Genomic DNA, 16420 nt, shown 5'->3' on the forward strand with positions numbered 1-16420 from the left:
GCCGGACCTCACGCGGCTTCTCCCACGGTGCGCGGCCGCATGACGCGAGGGTGCCGATCCACCCAGTGGGCAATGGCCTTCGGCAGATAGTCGTGCGGGTCAGGCGCCGGGGTGCGCACGTTCAGCGGCGCACGCACCCGGTCGCTGCTTGCATAGGTGCCGTACACCTGCAGCAGCCGCTCGAAGTACCGGAAGTCCGAGGCAGAGATGCCCGGTGGCTGCCATGCGGCCAGCGAGCGTTTCAGGAAGCCCCATTGGCGATCGCGCAGGATGGGCACGGGCGGTGCGGATGGCTGGCCCTGCTCGCCGCGCGCGAGAGACAGTTGCCGTTCGATGAGCCTGACGGCCGCCTCGTAGCGGATGCGCGTGTTGCCGGCCGATGCCACGACCTCCGTGGGTTCTCCGCCCGAGCTCAGCCATTCGACCAGGCCAGCCAGTTCATGCACCACCCAGTCGACCGGCACGATGTCCAGCAGGCCGTCCTTGTTGCCGACCAGAAAAGGAGGGTTGAAGGCGGCCATGAACTTGATGAGCGGGTACAGGCCGTTGAAGCGGGCGATCTCGCCGGTGCGGCTGTCGCCGACGACCAGGCTGCAGCTGAAGGTCGAGATCGGCATGCGAGCGCCGAATTCCTTGCGCAGGCTGATCTCGGCCAGGGCCTTGCTCTCCTCATACCCGTTGCGGTAGGTCCAGCCGTGGGTCTGGGTGTAGGCCGTGGAGACGTAGATCAACTGGGGCGCGATGGATGCCGCATGCAACAGGCGGCAAAAGTTGCGCGAGCCTTCCACGTTGACTTGCACCATCTCGTCGCAGGGCTTGTCCCATGACACGTCTGCGGCGAGGTGGACACCGATCATGGCCCCTCCCGGCTGCAGGGCAGCCGCGGCCGCCTCCACGCCGCCGGTGTCGGCCAGGTCGGCCAACAAGGGAACGATGCGGCCGTGCATGGCCGGCTCCAGAGATTCCCGCAAGGCCTGCAGCGACTTCCCGGAGCGCAGCACGCAGGTGATGCGCAGGGCAGGGTGTGCCGCCAGCAGCGCACGAACGAGTGGGACGCCCAGCGTGCCTGTGGCGCCGCTCAGCAGCACATTCATGTCGCGTCCCCTGCGGCAACCGCCGCCAGGACGCGTGAGCGAATCCCTTCGAGCATTTGCTTGCTGTTGGCGCGGATGGCGCGCTCTCCGATCGGGTGCAACACATCCGCCAGCGACGGGATGCCCAGATCGAAGGTGACATTCAGCTCGACCCGCAAGCTGCCGTCCGGCCCATCGTCCAGCAATTGCCACTGGCCGGTCCAGATCTCCAGGTCGCCGTCGGTCTGCTCGAACACGATTCGGTGATCGTCCGTCAGCACGTCGCGCTCGGTCCACGACAGTTCGCTTCCATTGAGCAGCACGCGCCAGTGGCTGATGATTTCCTGTGCGCAGCGGCGCTCGACCACCACCTCCAGCACGTCCTGCATGAACTGCGGGTAGCGCTCGAAGTCGCACAGGGCCTCCCAGACAAGGTGGCGATCGACCCGGCCCATGCTCAGCAGGGAATTGACGTCAGGCATGTTCGGTGGTTCCGTCGGCAAGAATGGGAAGCGCGTTGACGCTGTCGCAAAAGCGGTTGATGCCTTCCAGCAGGTCAACCTCGCTGATCGTCGCGGGGGGATACATGCGGATGACGCTGGGTGCGGTCAGGCAGAAGGCCAGCAGCAGTCGCCGCTTGGCGGCTTCGATGACCAGGTCCCCCGCGTGGCTCGTGGTCTTGAACTCGATCCCGAGCATCAGTCCGTCGCCACGGATCTCGGCGATGGCAGGATGGCCACCCAGGCGCGAGCCAATCTGCTCGCGGCAGAGTCGTCCGAGGCGGCACGCCTGCGGCAGGAAGTCTTCTGCGGTGACGATGTCGAGCACGGCATTGACGACCGAGCCGGCGATGGCACTGGCCGCGAACGAGGAGGCGTGCACCACCGGGTCGCGTGCGGCGGCGGCGAACTGCCGCGTGTCCACGAGTGCGGCGGCCACCGGAAAAATGCCACCGCCCAGCACCTTGCCGAGCAGCCGGATGTCGGCGGACACCGGGCAAAGCAGGCAGCCGGCGCGTCCCAGTCCGGTCTGGATCTCGTCAAGCACGAGGCGCACGCCATGCAACCGGGTCTGCGTCCGCAGGAATTCCAGGAACGAAAGGTTCACCGGGCGGATGCCGCCTTCCCCCTGGATCGGCTCGATGATCGCGGCGGCGAACTGCCCGCTCGCGAGTGCGTCCCGGACCGCCGGCAGGTCGCCCACGTCGACGAACGTCGCCTGGCCATCGGTCATCAATTCGGCATGGTGAACATAGCCGTGGCTCACGCTCAAGGCCCCAGCGGTGCGGCCGTGGTACGCATGGCGGAAGGCAAGGATGCGGCGCCGGCCGGTGGCGATGCGAGCCAGCTTCAGCGCGCACTCCACGGCCTCGGAGCCGCTGTTGGCGAAGATCACGTTGTCCATCGGAGAGCCCGCCATCTTCAGCAGGCGTTCCGCCGCGCGGACGATGGGTTCGTTGGACAGGATCTTGGTCGACAGGCCCACTTGCTGGATTTGCTCGCACACGGCGGCCACGACCTGCGGATGCCGATGACCCAGCAGGTGCACGCCGAACGATCCGAAATCCAGCCAGCGGGCGCCGCGGCTGTCCTCGACCCAGGCGCCAGAGGCACTGCATTCGGAACTGGCCAATCCTGCGACCTTGAGCATCAGGCCCTGCTGGCGTCCGAACACGCTGCCATATCGGTCGGCGAACGAACTCTTGGCCCGCGCCGCGGTGTTGTCGTCGACGATTGACGGCGTATTCATAGCGAACGCATCAACGGCGCGAGGAAGCCGGCATCGCAGCCGACTTTTTCGCAGGCTTTGTTGGCAAAGCGCAGGAAGCGCAGCAGGCGCCCCTGGTTCTCGGGCTTCAGCGCGTCGACCAGCTCGAGCGGAAAGGCACGGATCAACGCAGTCATCGTGTCCGTCAGGCGTTGGACTTCGGCCGCGTCCATCACGCGATCGAGGCCCAGGGCCTCGATGGCAGCTGGCCCGTCGAGCGCTGCAACGTCACCCAGGCCGTACTGCATCAGCAGCGGCAGCCGGTGCATCTCGTCGGGCAGGTCGGCGCCGCAGAGGACGCAATCGACCTGGAGCAACAGCTCGGCGATCTTGACCCTCACCAGGGCGGCCACCTCGGACTGCTCACGGGCGCCTTCGAGGTCTTCGAGGTAGGCGTACAGCTCCGTCATCAGCAGCCAAGCCGCCGTGACGATCGCCTTGACGTGGGTCGTGGATCGAAACTGATAGCCCGCACCCAAGCGTGGGAACCAGCAGATGGCCGGCGGGACTTCACTGTGCAGCTGCATCGGCCGGCTCCTTGGTGTTGACTGCGTCGGGAGCCCGCAACGAGCAAGCCCACTCACCGCAGCGCACGGCTCGCAGCAGGCGCTGCGCGTGGTCCGGCGGCAGCGATCTCAAGCCGTCGAGGTCGGCGGGTGTTTCAGGCAAGGCGGCAGACGATTCCATCCGGGACCATGCGGCGTCGCCGTGAATGAACGCCGAGCGGGCGTCCATCGGTGAGTGAAGGTGCTCTGTGGGTGCCGGGTGGTGGAGGGCGGCGGAGGGGCCCTGCGTGAGCAGACGGGCGAGGTCGGCACGCAGTTGGTCCAGCAGGTCCAACGACCGGCTGGTGTGGGTGGCGGGCTCAGTCAGGGCAGCCCACAACCGGGATGCAGTTCGCTGGAGAGCGGCATCGAGGATGTCCATGCCGCCACCTTGCGCGAGGGTCCAGCGGCGCAGCGTCCACTTCTTGTTCGACACCACCCAGCCGCCCAGCGAGAGCAGGACGCTCATCGCTGAAAGACAGGCATTCAGCAGATAGCCGCGAGCCGCATGGGTTTCGCCCGCACGTGCCGCCAGCCAGGCACATGCATGCGCTTGCTGGAGTGTGTCGAAGTCGGCAGCCGCCACGATGTGCGCCGTGCTGCCCAGATGGGAAACGAAGGGCGTTCCACCGCGGAGTTCGACGCCGTAGACAAGGCGCTCCAGATACTTGCGCCGCACCGGATTCGTGGCGTCCCAGCGTTGATAGCCGGCGAGCAGATCGGGCAGGTCGCACCGGGCCAGCGCGGACCACGCAGCGAAGGATGTCTCGACGTCGGCGGCGCAGAAAGGGAGTAGCTCGACGTGCTGACCCTGGTGGTGGATCTGCGTGGCCATCTGCGCCCTGCTGACAGCCTGGGTCGAGATGCAGATGAGATCGATGTCGCTCGTGGCCGTCGCAATGCCGTGGACCGGGGAACTGGTGAGAAGCAACAGCGCGTCCTCAAACCCTTGCTTGTGAGCGAGTCTTGACAATTCCTCCTGGGGCAGTCCGCGTGAGTTCAGGAACTCAAGGGCGTTCGCCGTCAGGAATGCTGGGTAGTCCACGTCGATTCCAATGCTTTCAGATGGCGGCCGAAGCCGCACCACAGAACACGGCAGGCGTCAGGCGAACGCGTAGGGGCCGGCGAAGGCCCCGATCTGGCTGGTGTGGCTGACCATGCCGATGTGTTCATCCCACAGATGCAACATGCAGCCCCTGGGGCCAACATGGCTGCTGGGCTGCGCGGTGGGGCGCAACTGCAGGTCTATTTCAGTCACCGTGCTGGGACAGGTGCAGACGACGGTGTTGGCCCAGCGGCGCAGCATGGACCGGTGAACGTGTCCGCACAGCACGATCTCGACGTTCCCGGCCTGCTTCAGCACGGCTTCCAGCGGCCGAGGGTCGACGTAGCGGTATTCGTCCATGTACGGAATGCCGCAGAAGAAGGGCGGATGGTGAAGCATCACCACCGTGGGTTTGCTCGTGTTGCTCTGGAGCACGTCGGACAGCCACTGAAGACCGGCGACGTCGATGCTGCCGTGATGGTGGCCGGGCACGCAGGAATCCAGGCCGATGATCCTGACTTCGTGGTCATCGACGCAGTAGTGCAAGGGCCCGCTGCCGGGCAGGTAGCTTTGGTCGGCGAAGGCCTTGCGGAAGTTTTCGCGATGGTCATGGTTGCCCGGAATCGCCAGGTAGGGAATGCGCATCGAGGCCAACAACGCCTTCGCGACTTCGTACTCTGCAGGACTGCCTTCATCGACCAGGTCGCCCGTGACGAGCACGAGGTCAGGGCGCTGATCCATCTGCAGCAGGTGCTCGATGGCTTCGCCGAGCATTTGGTTGGAGTCCACGACTCCCTGGTATTTCACGCCGTGAGGGCGGACGTGCAAATCCGACAGTTGTGCAATCAGCATTCGCATACTCCCTGTGCCGGAGGGCACTACGCGATAGACGTTTAAGACGTCGTATGGATTTGAATGCTGTCTTAACGGTGTAGAGGATCCTATTCGCCAAACGGCGTATTTGCCCGAAAAGTTCGCGCGCCAATGCTCGCCGCCATGCCAACCACCGAGCTGCCGCCGAGATCGCCTCATCTGGCAACGCTTGGCACCATGCTGGTTCGCAGCGATGAGCACCTGATCGATGCGCTCTCACACACCATCATCAAGCATCCATGCACACTGATTGATCATCTCAAGTGCCGGTCGATTGCCGCACCAAATCGCACCTCTTTGGCGCAACTGGATTTGGATGATGCATGGCTTCGATGAGCAGGCTTCCCAGCGAACCGTCGCGCCGGGAATTTGTCGCCATCGTTGCAGCAATCATGGCCGTCAATGCGCTGGCCATCGACACGATGCTGGCTGCGCTGCCATCCATCGGCGACACGTTCCATGTCCGTCCAGTGACGAGGCTGACGTGGATCGTGACGGCGTACGTCCTGGGGTATGGCGTGGCGCTGCCCGTGTTTGGCACCCTGGCTGACCAGTTCGGACGCAGGCGTTTGCTGCTTGGCGGGCTGGCTGTCTATGCAGTGTGTGCCGCGCTGGCTGCCAGCGCCGGCAGCTTGTCCGAGCTTGTGGCCTTGCGTGTTCTCCAAGGCATGGGCGGTGCCTGCAGCGTGATGGCGTTGGCCATCGTGCGTGATCGGTACAGCGGTGCCGAGATGTCCCGCATCGTTTCGCTGTCATTCGCGACGTTCATCGTTGTCCCGGTGCTGGCGCCAGGTCTGGGCCAACTGATGCTGTCGGGCCTGTCGTGGCGTTGGATATTCGGGTTCATCGCCGCTTGCGGTGGCTTGACGCTGGCGTGGGTGGCCTGCCGTTTGCCGGAATCGCTTCCGGTGCAGCGACGTCTTCCATTCTCTGCGCGAGGCTTCGCTTCGACGTTGCATGCGCTGGGGTCGGACAGGGCATTCGTGTCCTATACGTTGGCGACCACCGCCATGCTCGGCGCCTTGTTTGGCCTGATCAACTCCTGCCAGCCGCTGCTCGCGCAGGTGTTCCATGCACCTCACCTGTTTCCCTTGGTATTCGGCGGCATGGCCGCCTCCGTCGCAGCGTCGGCCCTTGTCAACCAGCGCGTCACGTCGCGCATCGGGGTGCGTCGAGCAGCCCGTCGCGCGCTGCTGGCCTACCTCGTGCTGGCCAGTGTCCACGCCGCCGTGGCGTGGCTGGGTTTCGAAAATCTGGCCTGGTTCATCGGGCTGCAGGCGCCGCTGATGTTCTGCTTCGGCCTTGCAGTGTCGAACTTCGGGACGGCCGCCATGGAAAGCGTGGGGCGCATCGCAGGAACAGCCGCCTCGGTGCAGGGTGCGATCACCAATGTGGGAGGCGGCCTGATCGGTGTCGTCATCGGTCAGCAGTTCGATTCAAAGGCCATGGCGTTGACCGTGGGGACGCTGCTGTGCGCATGCACTGCCTGGTCAGCAGCCTGGTGCGCTAAGCCAGCCCGGCGGCATCCCGATAACTCGCGGCTTCTTCGATGAGCCAGTCCCGGAACGCACTCAGCGTGGCATTCTCAGACTTGCGTTCGGGATAGATCAGGTAGTACGACCGATCGCTCAGGTAGGCATGCCGGACCACCTCGATCAATCGACCGGCGCGCAGTTCTTCTTCGATCAGGAAGCGCGGGATCAGCGCAATGCCCAGGCCCTGGATGGCCGCTTCGGTGAGCATCGAGAACAGCTCCAGGCGGGGGCCCACCATGTCGTTCTCGACTTCCATCTGCAGCGACGAGAACCAGTGGCGCCAGGCGTAGGGACGGGTGGACTGTTGCAGCAGCACGTAGCGGCGCAGCGAGCCCGGCTTCAAAGTGCGAAGCGGTGCGATCAATGCCGGACTGGCTACCGCGATCAGGTTTTCGCGCATCAGGAAATGCGCTTCGGTGCCCGGCCAGGCGGCGTCGCCGGCATAGATCGCCGCGTCCAGCGGTGTCTCGTCGAACAAGAACGGTCGCACCCGAGGCGCCAGATTCACATTCACGCCCGGGTGCGCCTTCGCGAAGGCGGCCAGGCGCGGCAGCAGCCATTTCGTGCCGAAGGTCGGCACCACTCCGAGCTCCAGCGTACCGCCCGCGCCGCCTTGTGCCATCAGCTCCAGCGTGTCGCGCTCGAGTTCGTCCAGACGCGCGCTCACCTGGTGGTGATAGCTGACGCCTGCTTCGGTGAGCGTGATGCCGCGCTTGGTTCGGCGAAACAGCTTCACGCCGAGGAAGTCTTCGAGACTGGCCACCTGCCGGCACACCGCGCTCTGCGTGACGGCCAGTTCGGCCGCTGCCCGCGTGAAGCTCTGGTGCCGCGCGGCAGACTCGAAGGCTGTCAACGCGGCGGTGGACGGAATTTTTCTGCGCATGGCGATTTGCTCTTCCTAGGGGTGCGCCGCCACGGAGTTCCGAAAACGCAGAACCTCGTGCCAACAATTCGTTTGCACCGAGTGGCTTGTCGAACCTACATTGACCTGAAGTTCGCGCATTTCCCATAGTAAGGGATGCATGAACCGTGAAGTCTCCTCCAGGTCGGTTTTCTACTTTTCACGGCGGTTTTGATATGCACTCTTCGAACACCATGGATTCGTTTCAATGGGACGACCCCTTGTTGCTCGATCAACAGCTCAGCGATGAGGAGCGCATGGTGCGTGACTCCGCCAACAGCTACTGCCAGGAGCGGCTGGCGCCGCGCGTGCTGGAATCCTTCCGGCACGAGAAGACCGACCCCGCCGTCTTTCGCGAGATGGGCGAGCTGGGCCTGCTCGGCGCGACGATTCCCGCGGCCTACGGCGGTGCCGGCATGAACTACGTGTGCTACGGACTCATCGCCCGCGAGGTCGAACGCGTGGACTCGGGATACCGTTCGATGATGAGCGTGCAGTCGTCGCTGGTGATGGTGCCGATCCACGAGTTCGCCCATGAAGCCCAGAAGCAGAAGTACCTGCCAAAACTGGCTTCGGGCGAGTGGATCGGCTGCTTCGGCCTCACCGAGCCCAACCATGGGTCCGACCCCGGCAGCATGGTCACCCGAGCACGCAAGGTCGCGGGCGGCTACTCGCTCAGCGGCAGCAAGATGTGGATCACCAACAGCCCGATCGCCGATGTCTTCGTCGTCTGGGCGAAGGACGATGAAGGCGCCATCCGCGGCTTCATCCTGGAGAAGGGCTGGAAGGGGCTGAGCGCCCCTGCGATCCACGGCAAGGTGGGCCTGCGCACGTCCATCACCGGCGAGATCGTGATGGACGACGTGTTCTGCCCGGAAGAGAACGCTTTCCCCGAAGTGCGGGGCCTGAAAGGGCCTTTCACCTGCCTCAACAGCGCCCGCTACGGCATCGCCTGGGGCGCACTGGGTGCGGCAGAGGACTGCTGGTTCCGCGCCCGCCAGTACACCATGGACCGCAAGCAGTTCGGCAAGCCGCTGGCCGCCAACCAGTTGATCCAGAAGAAGCTCGCCGACATGCAGACGGAGGTGACGCTGGGCCTGCAAGCTTGCCTGCGCCTGGGCCGCATGAAGGACGAAGGCACGGCAGCGGTGGAGATCACGTCCATCATGAAGCGCAACTCCTGCGGCAAGTCACTGGACATCGCCCGCATGGCACGCGACATGATGGGCGGCAACGGCATCAGCGATGAGTTCGGCGTCGCACGCCATCTCGTGAATCTCGAGGTGGTGAACACCTACGAGGGCACGCATGATGTGCATGCGCTGATCCTTGGGCGGGCCATCACCGGCATTGCTGCCTTTTGATCGGGGAGTCGGGTGGCCAGCCTGAGGGCAGGAGCGAGTTCGCAAAACCCGGCACGTGTTCGTTTTTTCAAGGCACGGGGCCGATACCAAGACGGAATCATCAGAGCAATCTTGTCGAGCGAGATTCGTGATGCGTTTGAGCAACCTGATCCCGATGCTGCTGTACCTCGGCAACCTGGACAGCCCGGACAAGCCCGGCGGACTGCGGCATCAGCTGGCGAACCTGCAGGCGAACTCAATCGACGCGGGTGTGTCGCCTGCCGACGTGCCCGGAGGAACGAACCGTGGCCTGGACGACTGGCTGAAGGGGGCAGGGCAGGACCCCTCTGCTGGGCTGGACACCGGCTCGGCTGAAGGCGTGCCGGGCCTCGATGGCGCGCAGGGCGACTGGGCCAGTTCCGACGCGGCGGACGCGTCGCTCGACAACGATGCACAGCAAACCACCGCCGGCCCGGAACTCGACCAGATGCTTGAGTTCATGCGCAGCTTCGTCGACATGCTGGAACAGATGCAGACCGCGCGCAGGGGTGGCGGAGGTGCTGATGGCGATCAACAGGCTGCCGGCCTCGGCGATCCATCGGCCAAGAACACGGGATCGCCAAACGTTCCAGCACAACAGGTTCCCCAGACCAGCGAACCGGCCAAGCCCACGGAGGGGAAGGGCGACCGCAAGCAATACACCCTCGATGGCGGCGGCTCGTACACCCACCACCTTGTCAACGACACCGACAAACCGATGGACATCGCCTACTTCAAGAACAACGGCCCTGGCCCGCACCCGGGCATGAGCGGGGAGAGCCTGAAGGTTCACCTCGAACCCGGGGAGACCGCCGACGTGTCGATTCCCGACAACTGGCAAGGCCGCGCGCAGAAGTACGGCGGCAAGATGGACGATCCCGCCACCTGGGCCGAATTCAACAACGAGCCCGCCGACGCATCAAAAGGCCGCAACGAGGCCAAGACCTGGTTCGATGTCAGCAAGATCCCCGGTGGCAATGCGAACGTGACGATGAAGACCGGCGACGGCGTGACTGCCGGCTCCGACCACAGCATGCTGGAGGCGGCCAAGAAGGACCCGCGCGCCGCCAACCTGTTGACGAAGGATGCAGCGGGTAACGATGTCTTCAAGCCGGCTCAGGGCTTCGACGGCAAGACCAACAAGGACGTCGTCGACTTCTTCACGCAGTACGAGCCGGAAAAGGCGCAGGGCGTCGATGGCAACGCCAAGGGCAAGTTCGACAACTACATCCTGCCGAACAACGACAGCGCCACGCGGGTGTCGCAGTCCAGGGAGATGACGCTGACCTTTGGGCAACTATGATCAGGGATGGCGTCCGGTGAAAGTTGAGCCATGGCTGCGTGCGGCACTCGCTGTGACTTTGTTCGCTGCTTCTAGCGATTCACCCCGAAGTCTGGCGAGGAAAATAGGTGCTACCGCCTCTCAGGCCAGCTGCATCCCGCGCGGCCGAGAGACTCGCTTTGGCCAGGAACCCAACAAGTTCTTCGCTAGCCATGGGAAAACTCGGCCTTCTGATACTGATCGTTGCCGCTTTGCTGGGTGCCGCTCTGGTCACCGCTTTTCGTTCCGCCATGCAAGAGCGACCGCCACCGTCGCGCCCTCAAATCTCCGAACTGATCCACCCAGGTTCGCAGCCGGCTGTCGAGCCAGCTGCAAGTCCCGCCGTTGGAGCAACGAGCCAGGCGATCAGGCGGATCACCCCGTTTGACCTGCGTCCGGGATGGCCCGAGTTGGAACAAGCGCGCTATTCACAGGACCCACAGGTGATTGTCAAAGGTCTCAAAGCCTTGCAGGACTGCGCGGGCTACATGAACAACTCCGAGTTGGCGACGACAACGTCTCTTGCAGAGTCCAGGGCCATGACCAGCCTCCGCCGGGAGGAGCGTCTGGCGGCCGCGAAGGCCCTGGTGACACGCTGTCAGGGCTTCCCGTCGCAACTTGTCGGCCCCAATGAAGAGTCGCAGATGTGGGCGAGGGCCGCGGCACTCGGAAGCGCAGAAGCATTGGCCTATCAATACCAGCTGAGTATGTCCAACAACACCGCTGCCGCTCTCGCCGACGGTTCGCTGAGGGCCAAGATGTGCGCGTTGATTGTGCAGGGCCAGGAGAATCCTGAGGCGTTGGAGGTCTCGGGCCACCTGGTCGCCGCTGCGCTGAAGCCTTCCATCCTCAGGTCGACGGGCAATGGCCTGTCCAAGAGAAATCTGAGTGAAGCGGTTCAACTCGCTGCGTGCAAGCTCGGCAGCAAGAACTCGCCATGTATTCGTGATTCGGTCATGCTGGCAGGACTTTGCGCGATCGCAGGTGAATGCGATCTGAGATCCGAACTCGATTTGGATCTTCGAATGATGACCGACACAGAGAGGTCTGGTGTGGAAGCCTTGGCGAAGGAGATCTTGGTGCGCGTCGCGGCGCGAAACTGCGAAGGCCTTTTCTGACATTTGGGGTTCGCGACCCGACTCATCGCTACCTGGCCTAGGGCCTCCTGAAAGCCAGCACAACCTCGCCGACTTTGACGCCGAACTTGCGCATCTCGGCGGTGTTGATCACCGTTTCTTCATCGATGCGGTACATCCAGTCATCGAATTGCACCTCGTAGACCGAACCGTCCACCGACAGCTTGAGGGTGTAGCGCCAGTGGAACGCGGAGCCCGCCGCCTCGCCTTCAGCTTGGCCGAGCACATCGGCCGCCGTGCCGGTCCAGCGTCCATCGGCGGTACGCCGGATTTGCCAGATCCGCTGCTGGCGCTCGCCATCGTCGAAGCGGAACTCCTCGCGCAGGGTGCCCACGCCTTCAGGCGTCCAGCTGCAATCCATGGTGACGACGAAGCGACGGAGGACCTTCCCTTGCCGATTGCGCACCATGCCGTGCGCCACGACCCGGCCGTCGAAGTACTGGCGCAGGTCGAGCACAGGTGTCTGCCGAGCATGGTCGGCCAGGTCAGGGCCGGCGCAAGCAGTGAGCGCGGCGCCGAGAACCAGGGCCAGGATGGATTTCTTCATGCGGTGTCCTCCGGTTGCAGCCACCTGCGCCACAACAGGCCGGCGGCCAGAAGCTTGAGCGAGCAAGGCACCAGCACGTAGCCGATGCCCAGTGCGGTGAGGGCGGCGTTATCGTGCCGCCCTGGCGTGTAGCCGGCCCACGAGAGCAGCGGCAGCGCAAGGCCGGCCGCCAGGCCCAGGTTGAGTTTGGTGGCGGTGTTCCACCAGCCCACGTACACGCCCTGCGCGGTGGCGTCCTGGCGCGACCTCTGCACGACACCGGTCAGCAGCGCCCCTGGGGCGGTGAGGTCCGCGCCGAGCGCGATGCCGCTGGCCACGCACACGAGTGCGAAGCCGAGCAGGTGGCCTGCGCCGAGCAGCCAGGTCCAGGTGAAGGACGCGATCGCCAGCAGCATGCCCGCCCACCACGTCCGGGCGAGTCCAAAGCGGCCGGCGGCCCGGGTCCACAGCGGCAGCGAACACACCGCGCTCAGGAAATAGGCGCTGAGGAACAGCGGCTCGGCCCGGGGCAGTTGCAAGCGATCGCGGATGAAGAACAGCACCAGCGTGGACGGCACCGCGCTCGCGATGCCGTTGAGCATGAACACGGCGAGCAGGCGGCGAAACGCGGCATGCCTCCAGGGCAGCAGCCAGCTGTGCGTGACAGCCGCCTGAGGAGAATCGGGCGAGGGTGCTTTGGACAGCAGTCCCAAGCCCACGGCCAAGGACACCGCCAGCACCACAGCGCTGGTGGCCATGCCGGCCACCGATGGCAGCACGCTTGCCGCGATGACGCCCACCAGGCCGAAGCCTTCACGCCAGCCCACGACGCGGGCGCGCCGCGCCGTGTTGCCACCCAGCCGCACACCCCAGGCCTGGTGCACCACCACCAGCACGCTGAAGGCGAGGTAGGTGAGCAGCAGCATCACGGCAAGCCAGGCAAGCGGCGGCACACCGGAGGGCGGAAAGAACAATGCGGGAAAGCCGGCAGCGACTGCGATGGCCGACGCCGCGGCGATGCGCCAGGCCATGCGTGAGGAGCGCGAGAACCAGCGGTCGGCCGCCAAGCCGATGAAAGGATCAACCAATGCATCGGCCAGCCGCGTCAGCAGCAGCACCAGTCCCAGGGCCGGGAGGGACACACCTTCATGGGCCGCATAGTGGCTGGGCAACTGCAGGTACAACGGTATGGCGAGGAAGGCCAGCGGCAGGCCGAGGGCGCCGTAGCGCAGGCCGTCGACGGGGCGCAGGGCCGGCGTGTCGTCAATCGCGCCTGAGCGTGAACTGGACGACATCGGTGTTGCTCTCGGCAAAGGCCGCCTCGCAGCAGCTCAGGTAGAAGCGCCAGGTGCGCATGAACCGCTCGTCGAAGCCCAGTGCGCGCACTGACGGCTCCTGCTGATCGAAGGCCTCTCGCCAGCGCCGCAGCGTTTCGGCGTAGTCGGCGCCAAAGTGCAGGCGCCGCTCCACCACGAATCCGACACGCCGTGCCAAGGCCTCGAACCGGCCGACGCTGGGCAGCAGGCCGCCCGGAAAGATGTACTGCTGGATGAAATCGGTGGAACGCAGGTAACGCTCGAACAAGTCCTCGCGGATGGTGATGCTCTGGATGCAGGCACGGCCTCCCGGCTTCAGACACTGACGAAGCATGCAGAAGTAGTCTTCCCAGTACGCCTGCCCGACCGCCTCGAACATCTCGATGGACACGATGGCGTCGAACGGCTGGCTCGCGTATCGTGCCGGCAGGTCCCGGTAGTCGAGCAGTTGCAGATCGCTTCGGTCCGCCGAGCCTCTTTCGAGCACGCGCTGCTGGGCCCAGGCCAGTTGCTCGGCGGACAGGGTGACGCCAACGACCTGCGCGCCGAATTCGGAAGCGGCGACTTCGGCCAGCCCGCCCCAACCACAGCCCACCTCCAGCAGGCGCGAACTTGGCGTGACACCGGCTTCGCGCAACGCCCGCCCGGCCTTCGCCGCTTGCGCCTGGGCCAGCGGCTGCGAGAAGTCACCATCAAACCATGCGCTGGAATAGCTCATCGTCTCGTCCAGCCACAGCGCGTAGAACTCGTTCCCCAGGTCGTAGTGCGCGTGGATATTGCGGGCACTGCCGCGCCGAGTGTTTCGGTTCAGGGCGTGACGCAGCCGGTGAAGGAGCCCCCCCCACCAGCTTCCGTACACCAGGGGCTCGATGGCCTGCCGGTTGCGCAGCAGCAGCCTCAGCAGCGGCGTCAGTGCGTCGCTGTCCCACTCGCCGGCGATGTACCCCTCGGCCAAGCCGATGTCGCCATGACGAAGGGGCCGCACCAAGGCGTTCCATTGATGCACCCGAACGCTGGCAGATGGTTCGTCGGCCGAGCCACAGCACTCGAACCGTCCGTCGGGCAGCGCCAGCTGAAGGGTTCCGTGACGAAGCCGCCGCAGCAGCTTCAGGACCGGCATGGCGCCCAGAGGCGGGGCGGCGATTGGCGCTGAAGGCCGAATGAGCGAAGGATTCATTTGCAGGCGCAAGGGCGTGGCGGCAGGCGCCACAAATTGAACCAATGAGTTCAATTGTTGAACTAATCGGTTCACTTTGCAACTGCACGGCGCCGTGAGGTCTTTGCGATCAGCGCAACTGCTGACGTGAAGAAGCGGTCGCGGTCCTCGGCGCTGCCCCACGCAGTCATCGGACACAGGGCGATCTCCGATGGGAATGATCGAGGCGGCGATGCGTCGGATCAAGCGCGCTACCGGCTGGCTGCGCCCGACAGGCCCCCAAAGAGCGTCGAGATCCGCATCTCGACAATGTCTTCGTCGTTGTATTGACCTGTTGTCTTCATCACCGCGACCACCGGATCGCAAGCGGTTGCCAGCAGCGCCCACAGCACCACCTCGGGTGGCGTGCGCTGGTCGAGGTCTCCACGGCCTTGCGCCTCGATGATCCATTCGCCCAGCTTCTCGCTGACGTCGTTCAGCCGGTTCAGATAGGTCTTGTCGGCGAGTAATGACGACCGCAGCGTTGAGTTCTGGGCCGGCAGGATGGGCATTTCCCCCGCCAGCAAGGCCTGCATGGACCAGCGGGCGACGTCGCGCAACTGGTCCACCGCGGCGACGCCCTGGCGCGCCGCCTGCTGCTCCATGCGGCTCAGCGCTTGCTCCAGGACCCTTGTCATCGCGGCTGCCGCCAGCGCCTCCTTCGATTCGAAACGCTTGTAGAGGCTACCCTTGGCCATGCCGGCCTCGGCAGCCACGTCGTCCACCGTCATCGCCTCGAATCCCTTGCGGGCAAGCAGCCGGTTGACTGCAGACACGATCGCGTCTTCCCGCACGCGGGCAAGCTGTTCCTTCACCGACAGGCGCTGTTCCATGCCGGAATGGTAGCCAACTCGACACATTGCCGGCATGGGTCGCCTTTCATAGTGAACTGGTCGGTATAAAAAATGACCATACAGTTGCTCGCAGGCGTCAGCCCATTCAAACTTCGCCTCATCGCAGCTTCGGCAGGCCATCGGAAAAGCGAGGACCGACATGCCCACTTCCTCCCTCATCGCGCTCGTCACCGGTGCTGGCCGACGCTCCGGCCTGGGATTCGAGATCTGCAAGCAGCTGGCCGTCATCCAGTCCACGCGTCAACGCTGTCTGTCCGGGGCTGACGGTGACATCTGAGGGCATCACCGCCATGGGCGCCCGACCGGTACACGCCAGTGCGCGCGGCGTGGTATGGGCAGTCCTGTTGCCCGCAAACGGAACCACCGATGGCTTGTTTCGTGATGGAGACTCCCTTGGCTGGTGAGCAGACTCCGCAGCGCAAGCCATGGCGGGCCCAGGCACTCGGACTGTTGGGCTGGATCGTCACGGCCTACTTCGCTGCCGCCGTGGGAGCTGGTGCCTCAGTGGATGCGAGCACGTTCTACGGCCAGCTAACGAAGCCAGGATGGGCGCCACCTGCGTACCTTTTCGGCCCGGTATGGTCGGTGCTCTACACAATGATGGGCGTGGCGTCCTGGCTGATCTGGAAGGCGCCGGGCAGGACGCACGCAGCGCTTGGCGTTTATCTGATGCAGTTGGCCATCAATGCCCTATGGTCATGGCTCTTCTTTGCCTGGCATCTTGGTGCGGCGGCCTTTGCCGATGTGGCGCTGATGTGCATTCTCATCGCTGCGACGATTGGCGCTTTCTGGCGCTTGAACCACTTCGCCGCTTTGCTGCTGATGCCGTATTTGCTCTGGGTGAGCTTTGCCAGCGCATTGACCTGGGCGGTGTGGCAGGGCAATCCAGCACTGCTTTAGTCCTGCCCGTGAACTCTGTGGCGGCTGATTCCTAGGACAAACCCTCGAAGC

General features: G+C 64.6%; 18 protein-coding genes. 7 read left to right on the forward strand and 11 right to left on the reverse strand.

What is annotated here, in order from left to right:
• Positions 1 to 8: 8 nt before the first annotated feature.
• From DZC73_RS25260 to DZC73_RS25285, 6 genes are read right to left on the reverse strand one after another with little or no spacing between them, the layout of a single operon-like run.
• On the reverse strand, positions 9 to 1094 hold the full coding sequence (locus DZC73_RS25260; protein ID WP_124543157.1) for an SDR family oxidoreductase: 1086 nt from the start codon (positions 1092 to 1094) through the stop codon (positions 9 to 11).
• Positions 1091 to 1555, reverse strand: coding sequence for an aromatase/cyclase (locus tag DZC73_RS25265; RefSeq protein WP_124543158.1), 465 nt, complete (start codon positions 1553 to 1555; stop codon positions 1091 to 1093). Before DZC73_RS25265 ends, DZC73_RS25260 begins: the two co-directional genes overlap by 4 nt.
• On the reverse strand, positions 1548 to 2822 hold the full coding sequence (locus tag DZC73_RS25270; RefSeq protein WP_124543159.1) for an aspartate aminotransferase family protein: 1275 nt from the start codon (positions 2820 to 2822) through the stop codon (positions 1548 to 1550). Before DZC73_RS25270 ends, DZC73_RS25265 begins: the two co-directional genes overlap by 8 nt.
• Complete coding sequence (locus DZC73_RS25275; RefSeq protein ID WP_124543160.1) at positions 2819 to 3367, reverse strand: DUF6031 family protein; 549 nt, start codon at positions 3365 to 3367, stop codon at positions 2819 to 2821. The genes DZC73_RS25270 and DZC73_RS25275 overlap by 4 nt, the downstream gene beginning before the upstream one ends.
• A complete protein-coding gene (locus tag DZC73_RS25280; protein WP_124543161.1) occupies positions 3351 to 4430 on the reverse strand; it encodes a DUF6001 family protein in 1080 nt (359 codons plus the stop codon). Before DZC73_RS25280 ends, DZC73_RS25275 begins: the two co-directional genes overlap by 17 nt.
• A gap of 57 nt (positions 4431 to 4487) precedes the next feature.
• Positions 4488 to 5288, reverse strand: coding sequence for a phosphodiesterase (locus DZC73_RS25285; RefSeq protein WP_328589540.1), 801 nt, complete (start codon positions 5286 to 5288; stop codon positions 4488 to 4490).
• 138 nt (positions 5289 to 5426) lie between these two features.
• On the opposite strand from DZC73_RS25285, the gene DZC73_RS25290 reads away from it, so the two are divergent.
• Together DZC73_RS25290 and DZC73_RS25295 are read left to right on the forward strand one after the other, a co-directional pair.
• Positions 5427 to 5639 carry a hypothetical protein gene (locus DZC73_RS25290; protein WP_124543162.1) on the forward strand — a complete coding sequence of 71 codons (213 nt, stop codon included), beginning with the start codon at positions 5427 to 5429 and terminating at the stop codon, positions 5637 to 5639.
• Positions 5627 to 6856, forward strand: coding sequence for an MFS transporter (locus tag DZC73_RS25295; protein WP_124543163.1), 1230 nt, complete (start codon positions 5627 to 5629; stop codon positions 6854 to 6856). Before DZC73_RS25290 ends, DZC73_RS25295 begins: the two co-directional genes overlap by 13 nt.
• Here the strand turns inward: DZC73_RS25295 and DZC73_RS25300 are convergent.
• The gene (locus DZC73_RS25300) at positions 6810 to 7721 is read right to left on the reverse strand and encodes a LysR family transcriptional regulator (RefSeq protein ID WP_124543164.1); all 912 of its coding nucleotides are present in this window, start codon (positions 7719 to 7721) and stop codon (positions 6810 to 6812) included. The genes DZC73_RS25295 and DZC73_RS25300 overlap by 47 nt on opposite strands.
• 212 nt (positions 7722 to 7933) lie before the next feature.
• Between DZC73_RS25300 and DZC73_RS25305 the strand changes: the two genes are divergently transcribed.
• From DZC73_RS25305 to DZC73_RS25315, 3 genes are all read left to right on the forward strand, one after another.
• On the forward strand, positions 7934 to 9103 hold the full coding sequence (locus tag DZC73_RS25305) for an acyl-CoA dehydrogenase (protein ID WP_124543165.1): 1170 nt from the start codon (positions 7934 to 7936) through the stop codon (positions 9101 to 9103).
• Positions 9104 to 9158: 55 nt separating this feature from the next.
• Complete coding sequence (locus DZC73_RS25310) at positions 9159 to 10424, forward strand: hypothetical protein (protein ID WP_124543166.1); 1266 nt, start codon at positions 9159 to 9161, stop codon at positions 10422 to 10424.
• Between the two features lie 191 nt (positions 10425 to 10615).
• Entirely contained in the window at positions 10616 to 11560 is a 945-nt protein-coding gene (locus tag DZC73_RS25315; protein WP_124543167.1) for a hypothetical protein, read from the forward strand.
• Positions 11561 to 11597: 37 nt separating this feature from the next.
• On the opposite strand, the gene DZC73_RS25320 is transcribed toward DZC73_RS25315, so the two are convergent.
• The 4 genes from DZC73_RS25320 to DZC73_RS25335 form a co-directional block, all read right to left on the reverse strand.
• Entirely contained in the window at positions 11598 to 12125 is a 528-nt protein-coding gene (locus tag DZC73_RS25320; RefSeq protein WP_124543168.1) for a DUF3833 domain-containing protein, read from the reverse strand.
• Positions 12122 to 13399: an MFS transporter gene (locus DZC73_RS25325; RefSeq protein ID WP_124543169.1), complete on the reverse strand. Its 1278-nt coding sequence runs from the start codon at positions 13397 to 13399 to the stop codon at positions 12122 to 12124. Before DZC73_RS25325 ends, DZC73_RS25320 begins: the two co-directional genes overlap by 4 nt.
• On the reverse strand, positions 13368 to 14597 hold the full coding sequence (locus DZC73_RS25330) for an SAM-dependent methyltransferase (protein ID WP_124543387.1): 1230 nt from the start codon (positions 14595 to 14597) through the stop codon (positions 13368 to 13370). The genes DZC73_RS25325 and DZC73_RS25330 overlap by 32 nt, the downstream gene beginning before the upstream one ends.
• Positions 14598 to 14827: 230 nt before the next feature.
• A complete protein-coding gene (locus DZC73_RS25335) occupies positions 14828 to 15448 on the reverse strand; it encodes a TetR/AcrR family transcriptional regulator (RefSeq protein WP_124543170.1) in 621 nt (206 codons plus the stop codon).
• A gap of 160 nt (positions 15449 to 15608) precedes the next feature.
• Here DZC73_RS25335 and DZC73_RS29820 point away from each other — a divergent pair, with 160 nt between their 5' ends.
• Positions 15609 to 15746, forward strand: a complete 138-nt coding sequence (locus DZC73_RS29820; protein ID WP_161974739.1) for a hypothetical protein — start codon at positions 15609 to 15611, stop codon at positions 15744 to 15746.
• A 116-nt stretch (positions 15747 to 15862) separates the two neighbouring features.
• The gene (locus DZC73_RS25340) at positions 15863 to 16369 is read left to right on the forward strand and encodes a TspO/MBR family protein (protein ID WP_235835277.1); all 507 of its coding nucleotides are present in this window, start codon (positions 15863 to 15865) and stop codon (positions 16367 to 16369) included.
• Positions 16370 to 16420: the final 51 nt, after the last annotated feature.

Origin of the sequence: Rhizobacter terrae (assembly GCF_003852895.1) — a bacterium.
Taxonomy (GTDB): domain Bacteria; phylum Pseudomonadota; class Gammaproteobacteria; order Burkholderiales; family Burkholderiaceae_C; genus Albitalea; species Albitalea terrae.

Excerpts from the sequence above, each read along its gene's own strand:
- DZC73_RS29820 (WP_161974739.1), top strand. The coding sequence starts at position 15,609 with ATGCCCACTTCCTCCCTCATCGCGCTCGTCACCGGTGCTGGCCGACGC.
- DZC73_RS25265 (WP_124543158.1), bottom strand. The coding sequence starts at position 1,555 with ATGCCTGACGTCAATTCCCTGCTGAGCATGGGCCGGGTCGATCGCCAC.
- DZC73_RS25320 (WP_124543168.1), bottom strand. The coding sequence starts at position 12,125 with ATGAAGAAATCCATCCTGGCCCTGGTTCTCGGCGCCGCGCTCACTGCT.
- DZC73_RS25300 (WP_124543164.1), bottom strand. The coding sequence starts at position 7,721 with ATGCGCAGAAAAATTCCGTCCACCGCCGCGTTGACAGCCTTCGAGTCT.
- DZC73_RS25290 (WP_124543162.1), top strand. The coding sequence starts at position 5,427 with ATGCCAACCACCGAGCTGCCGCCGAGATCGCCTCATCTGGCAACGCTT.
- DZC73_RS25285 (WP_328589540.1), bottom strand. The coding sequence starts at position 5,288 with ATGCGAATGCTGATTGCACAACTGTCGGATTTGCACGTCCGCCCTCAC.
- DZC73_RS25275 (WP_124543160.1), bottom strand. The coding sequence starts at position 3,367 with ATGCAGCTGCACAGTGAAGTCCCGCCGGCCATCTGCTGGTTCCCACGC.
- DZC73_RS25260 (WP_124543157.1), bottom strand. The coding sequence starts at position 1,094 with ATGAATGTGCTGCTGAGCGGCGCCACAGGCACGCTGGGCGTCCCACTC.
- DZC73_RS25325 (WP_124543169.1), bottom strand. The coding sequence starts at position 13,399 with ATGTCGTCCAGTTCACGCTCAGGCGCGATTGACGACACGCCGGCCCTG.
- DZC73_RS25305 (WP_124543165.1), top strand. The coding sequence starts at position 7,934 with ATGGATTCGTTTCAATGGGACGACCCCTTGTTGCTCGATCAACAGCTC.
- DZC73_RS25330 (WP_124543387.1), bottom strand. The coding sequence starts at position 14,597 with ATGAATCCTTCGCTCATTCGGCCTTCAGCGCCAATCGCCGCCCCGCCT.
- DZC73_RS25295 (WP_124543163.1), top strand. The coding sequence starts at position 5,627 with ATGGCTTCGATGAGCAGGCTTCCCAGCGAACCGTCGCGCCGGGAATTT.
- DZC73_RS25315 (WP_124543167.1), top strand. The coding sequence starts at position 10,616 with ATGGGAAAACTCGGCCTTCTGATACTGATCGTTGCCGCTTTGCTGGGT.
- DZC73_RS25335 (WP_124543170.1), bottom strand. The coding sequence starts at position 15,448 with ATGGAACAGCGCCTGTCGGTGAAGGAACAGCTTGCCCGCGTGCGGGAA.
- DZC73_RS25270 (WP_124543159.1), bottom strand. The coding sequence starts at position 2,822 with ATGAATACGCCGTCAATCGTCGACGACAACACCGCGGCGCGGGCCAAG.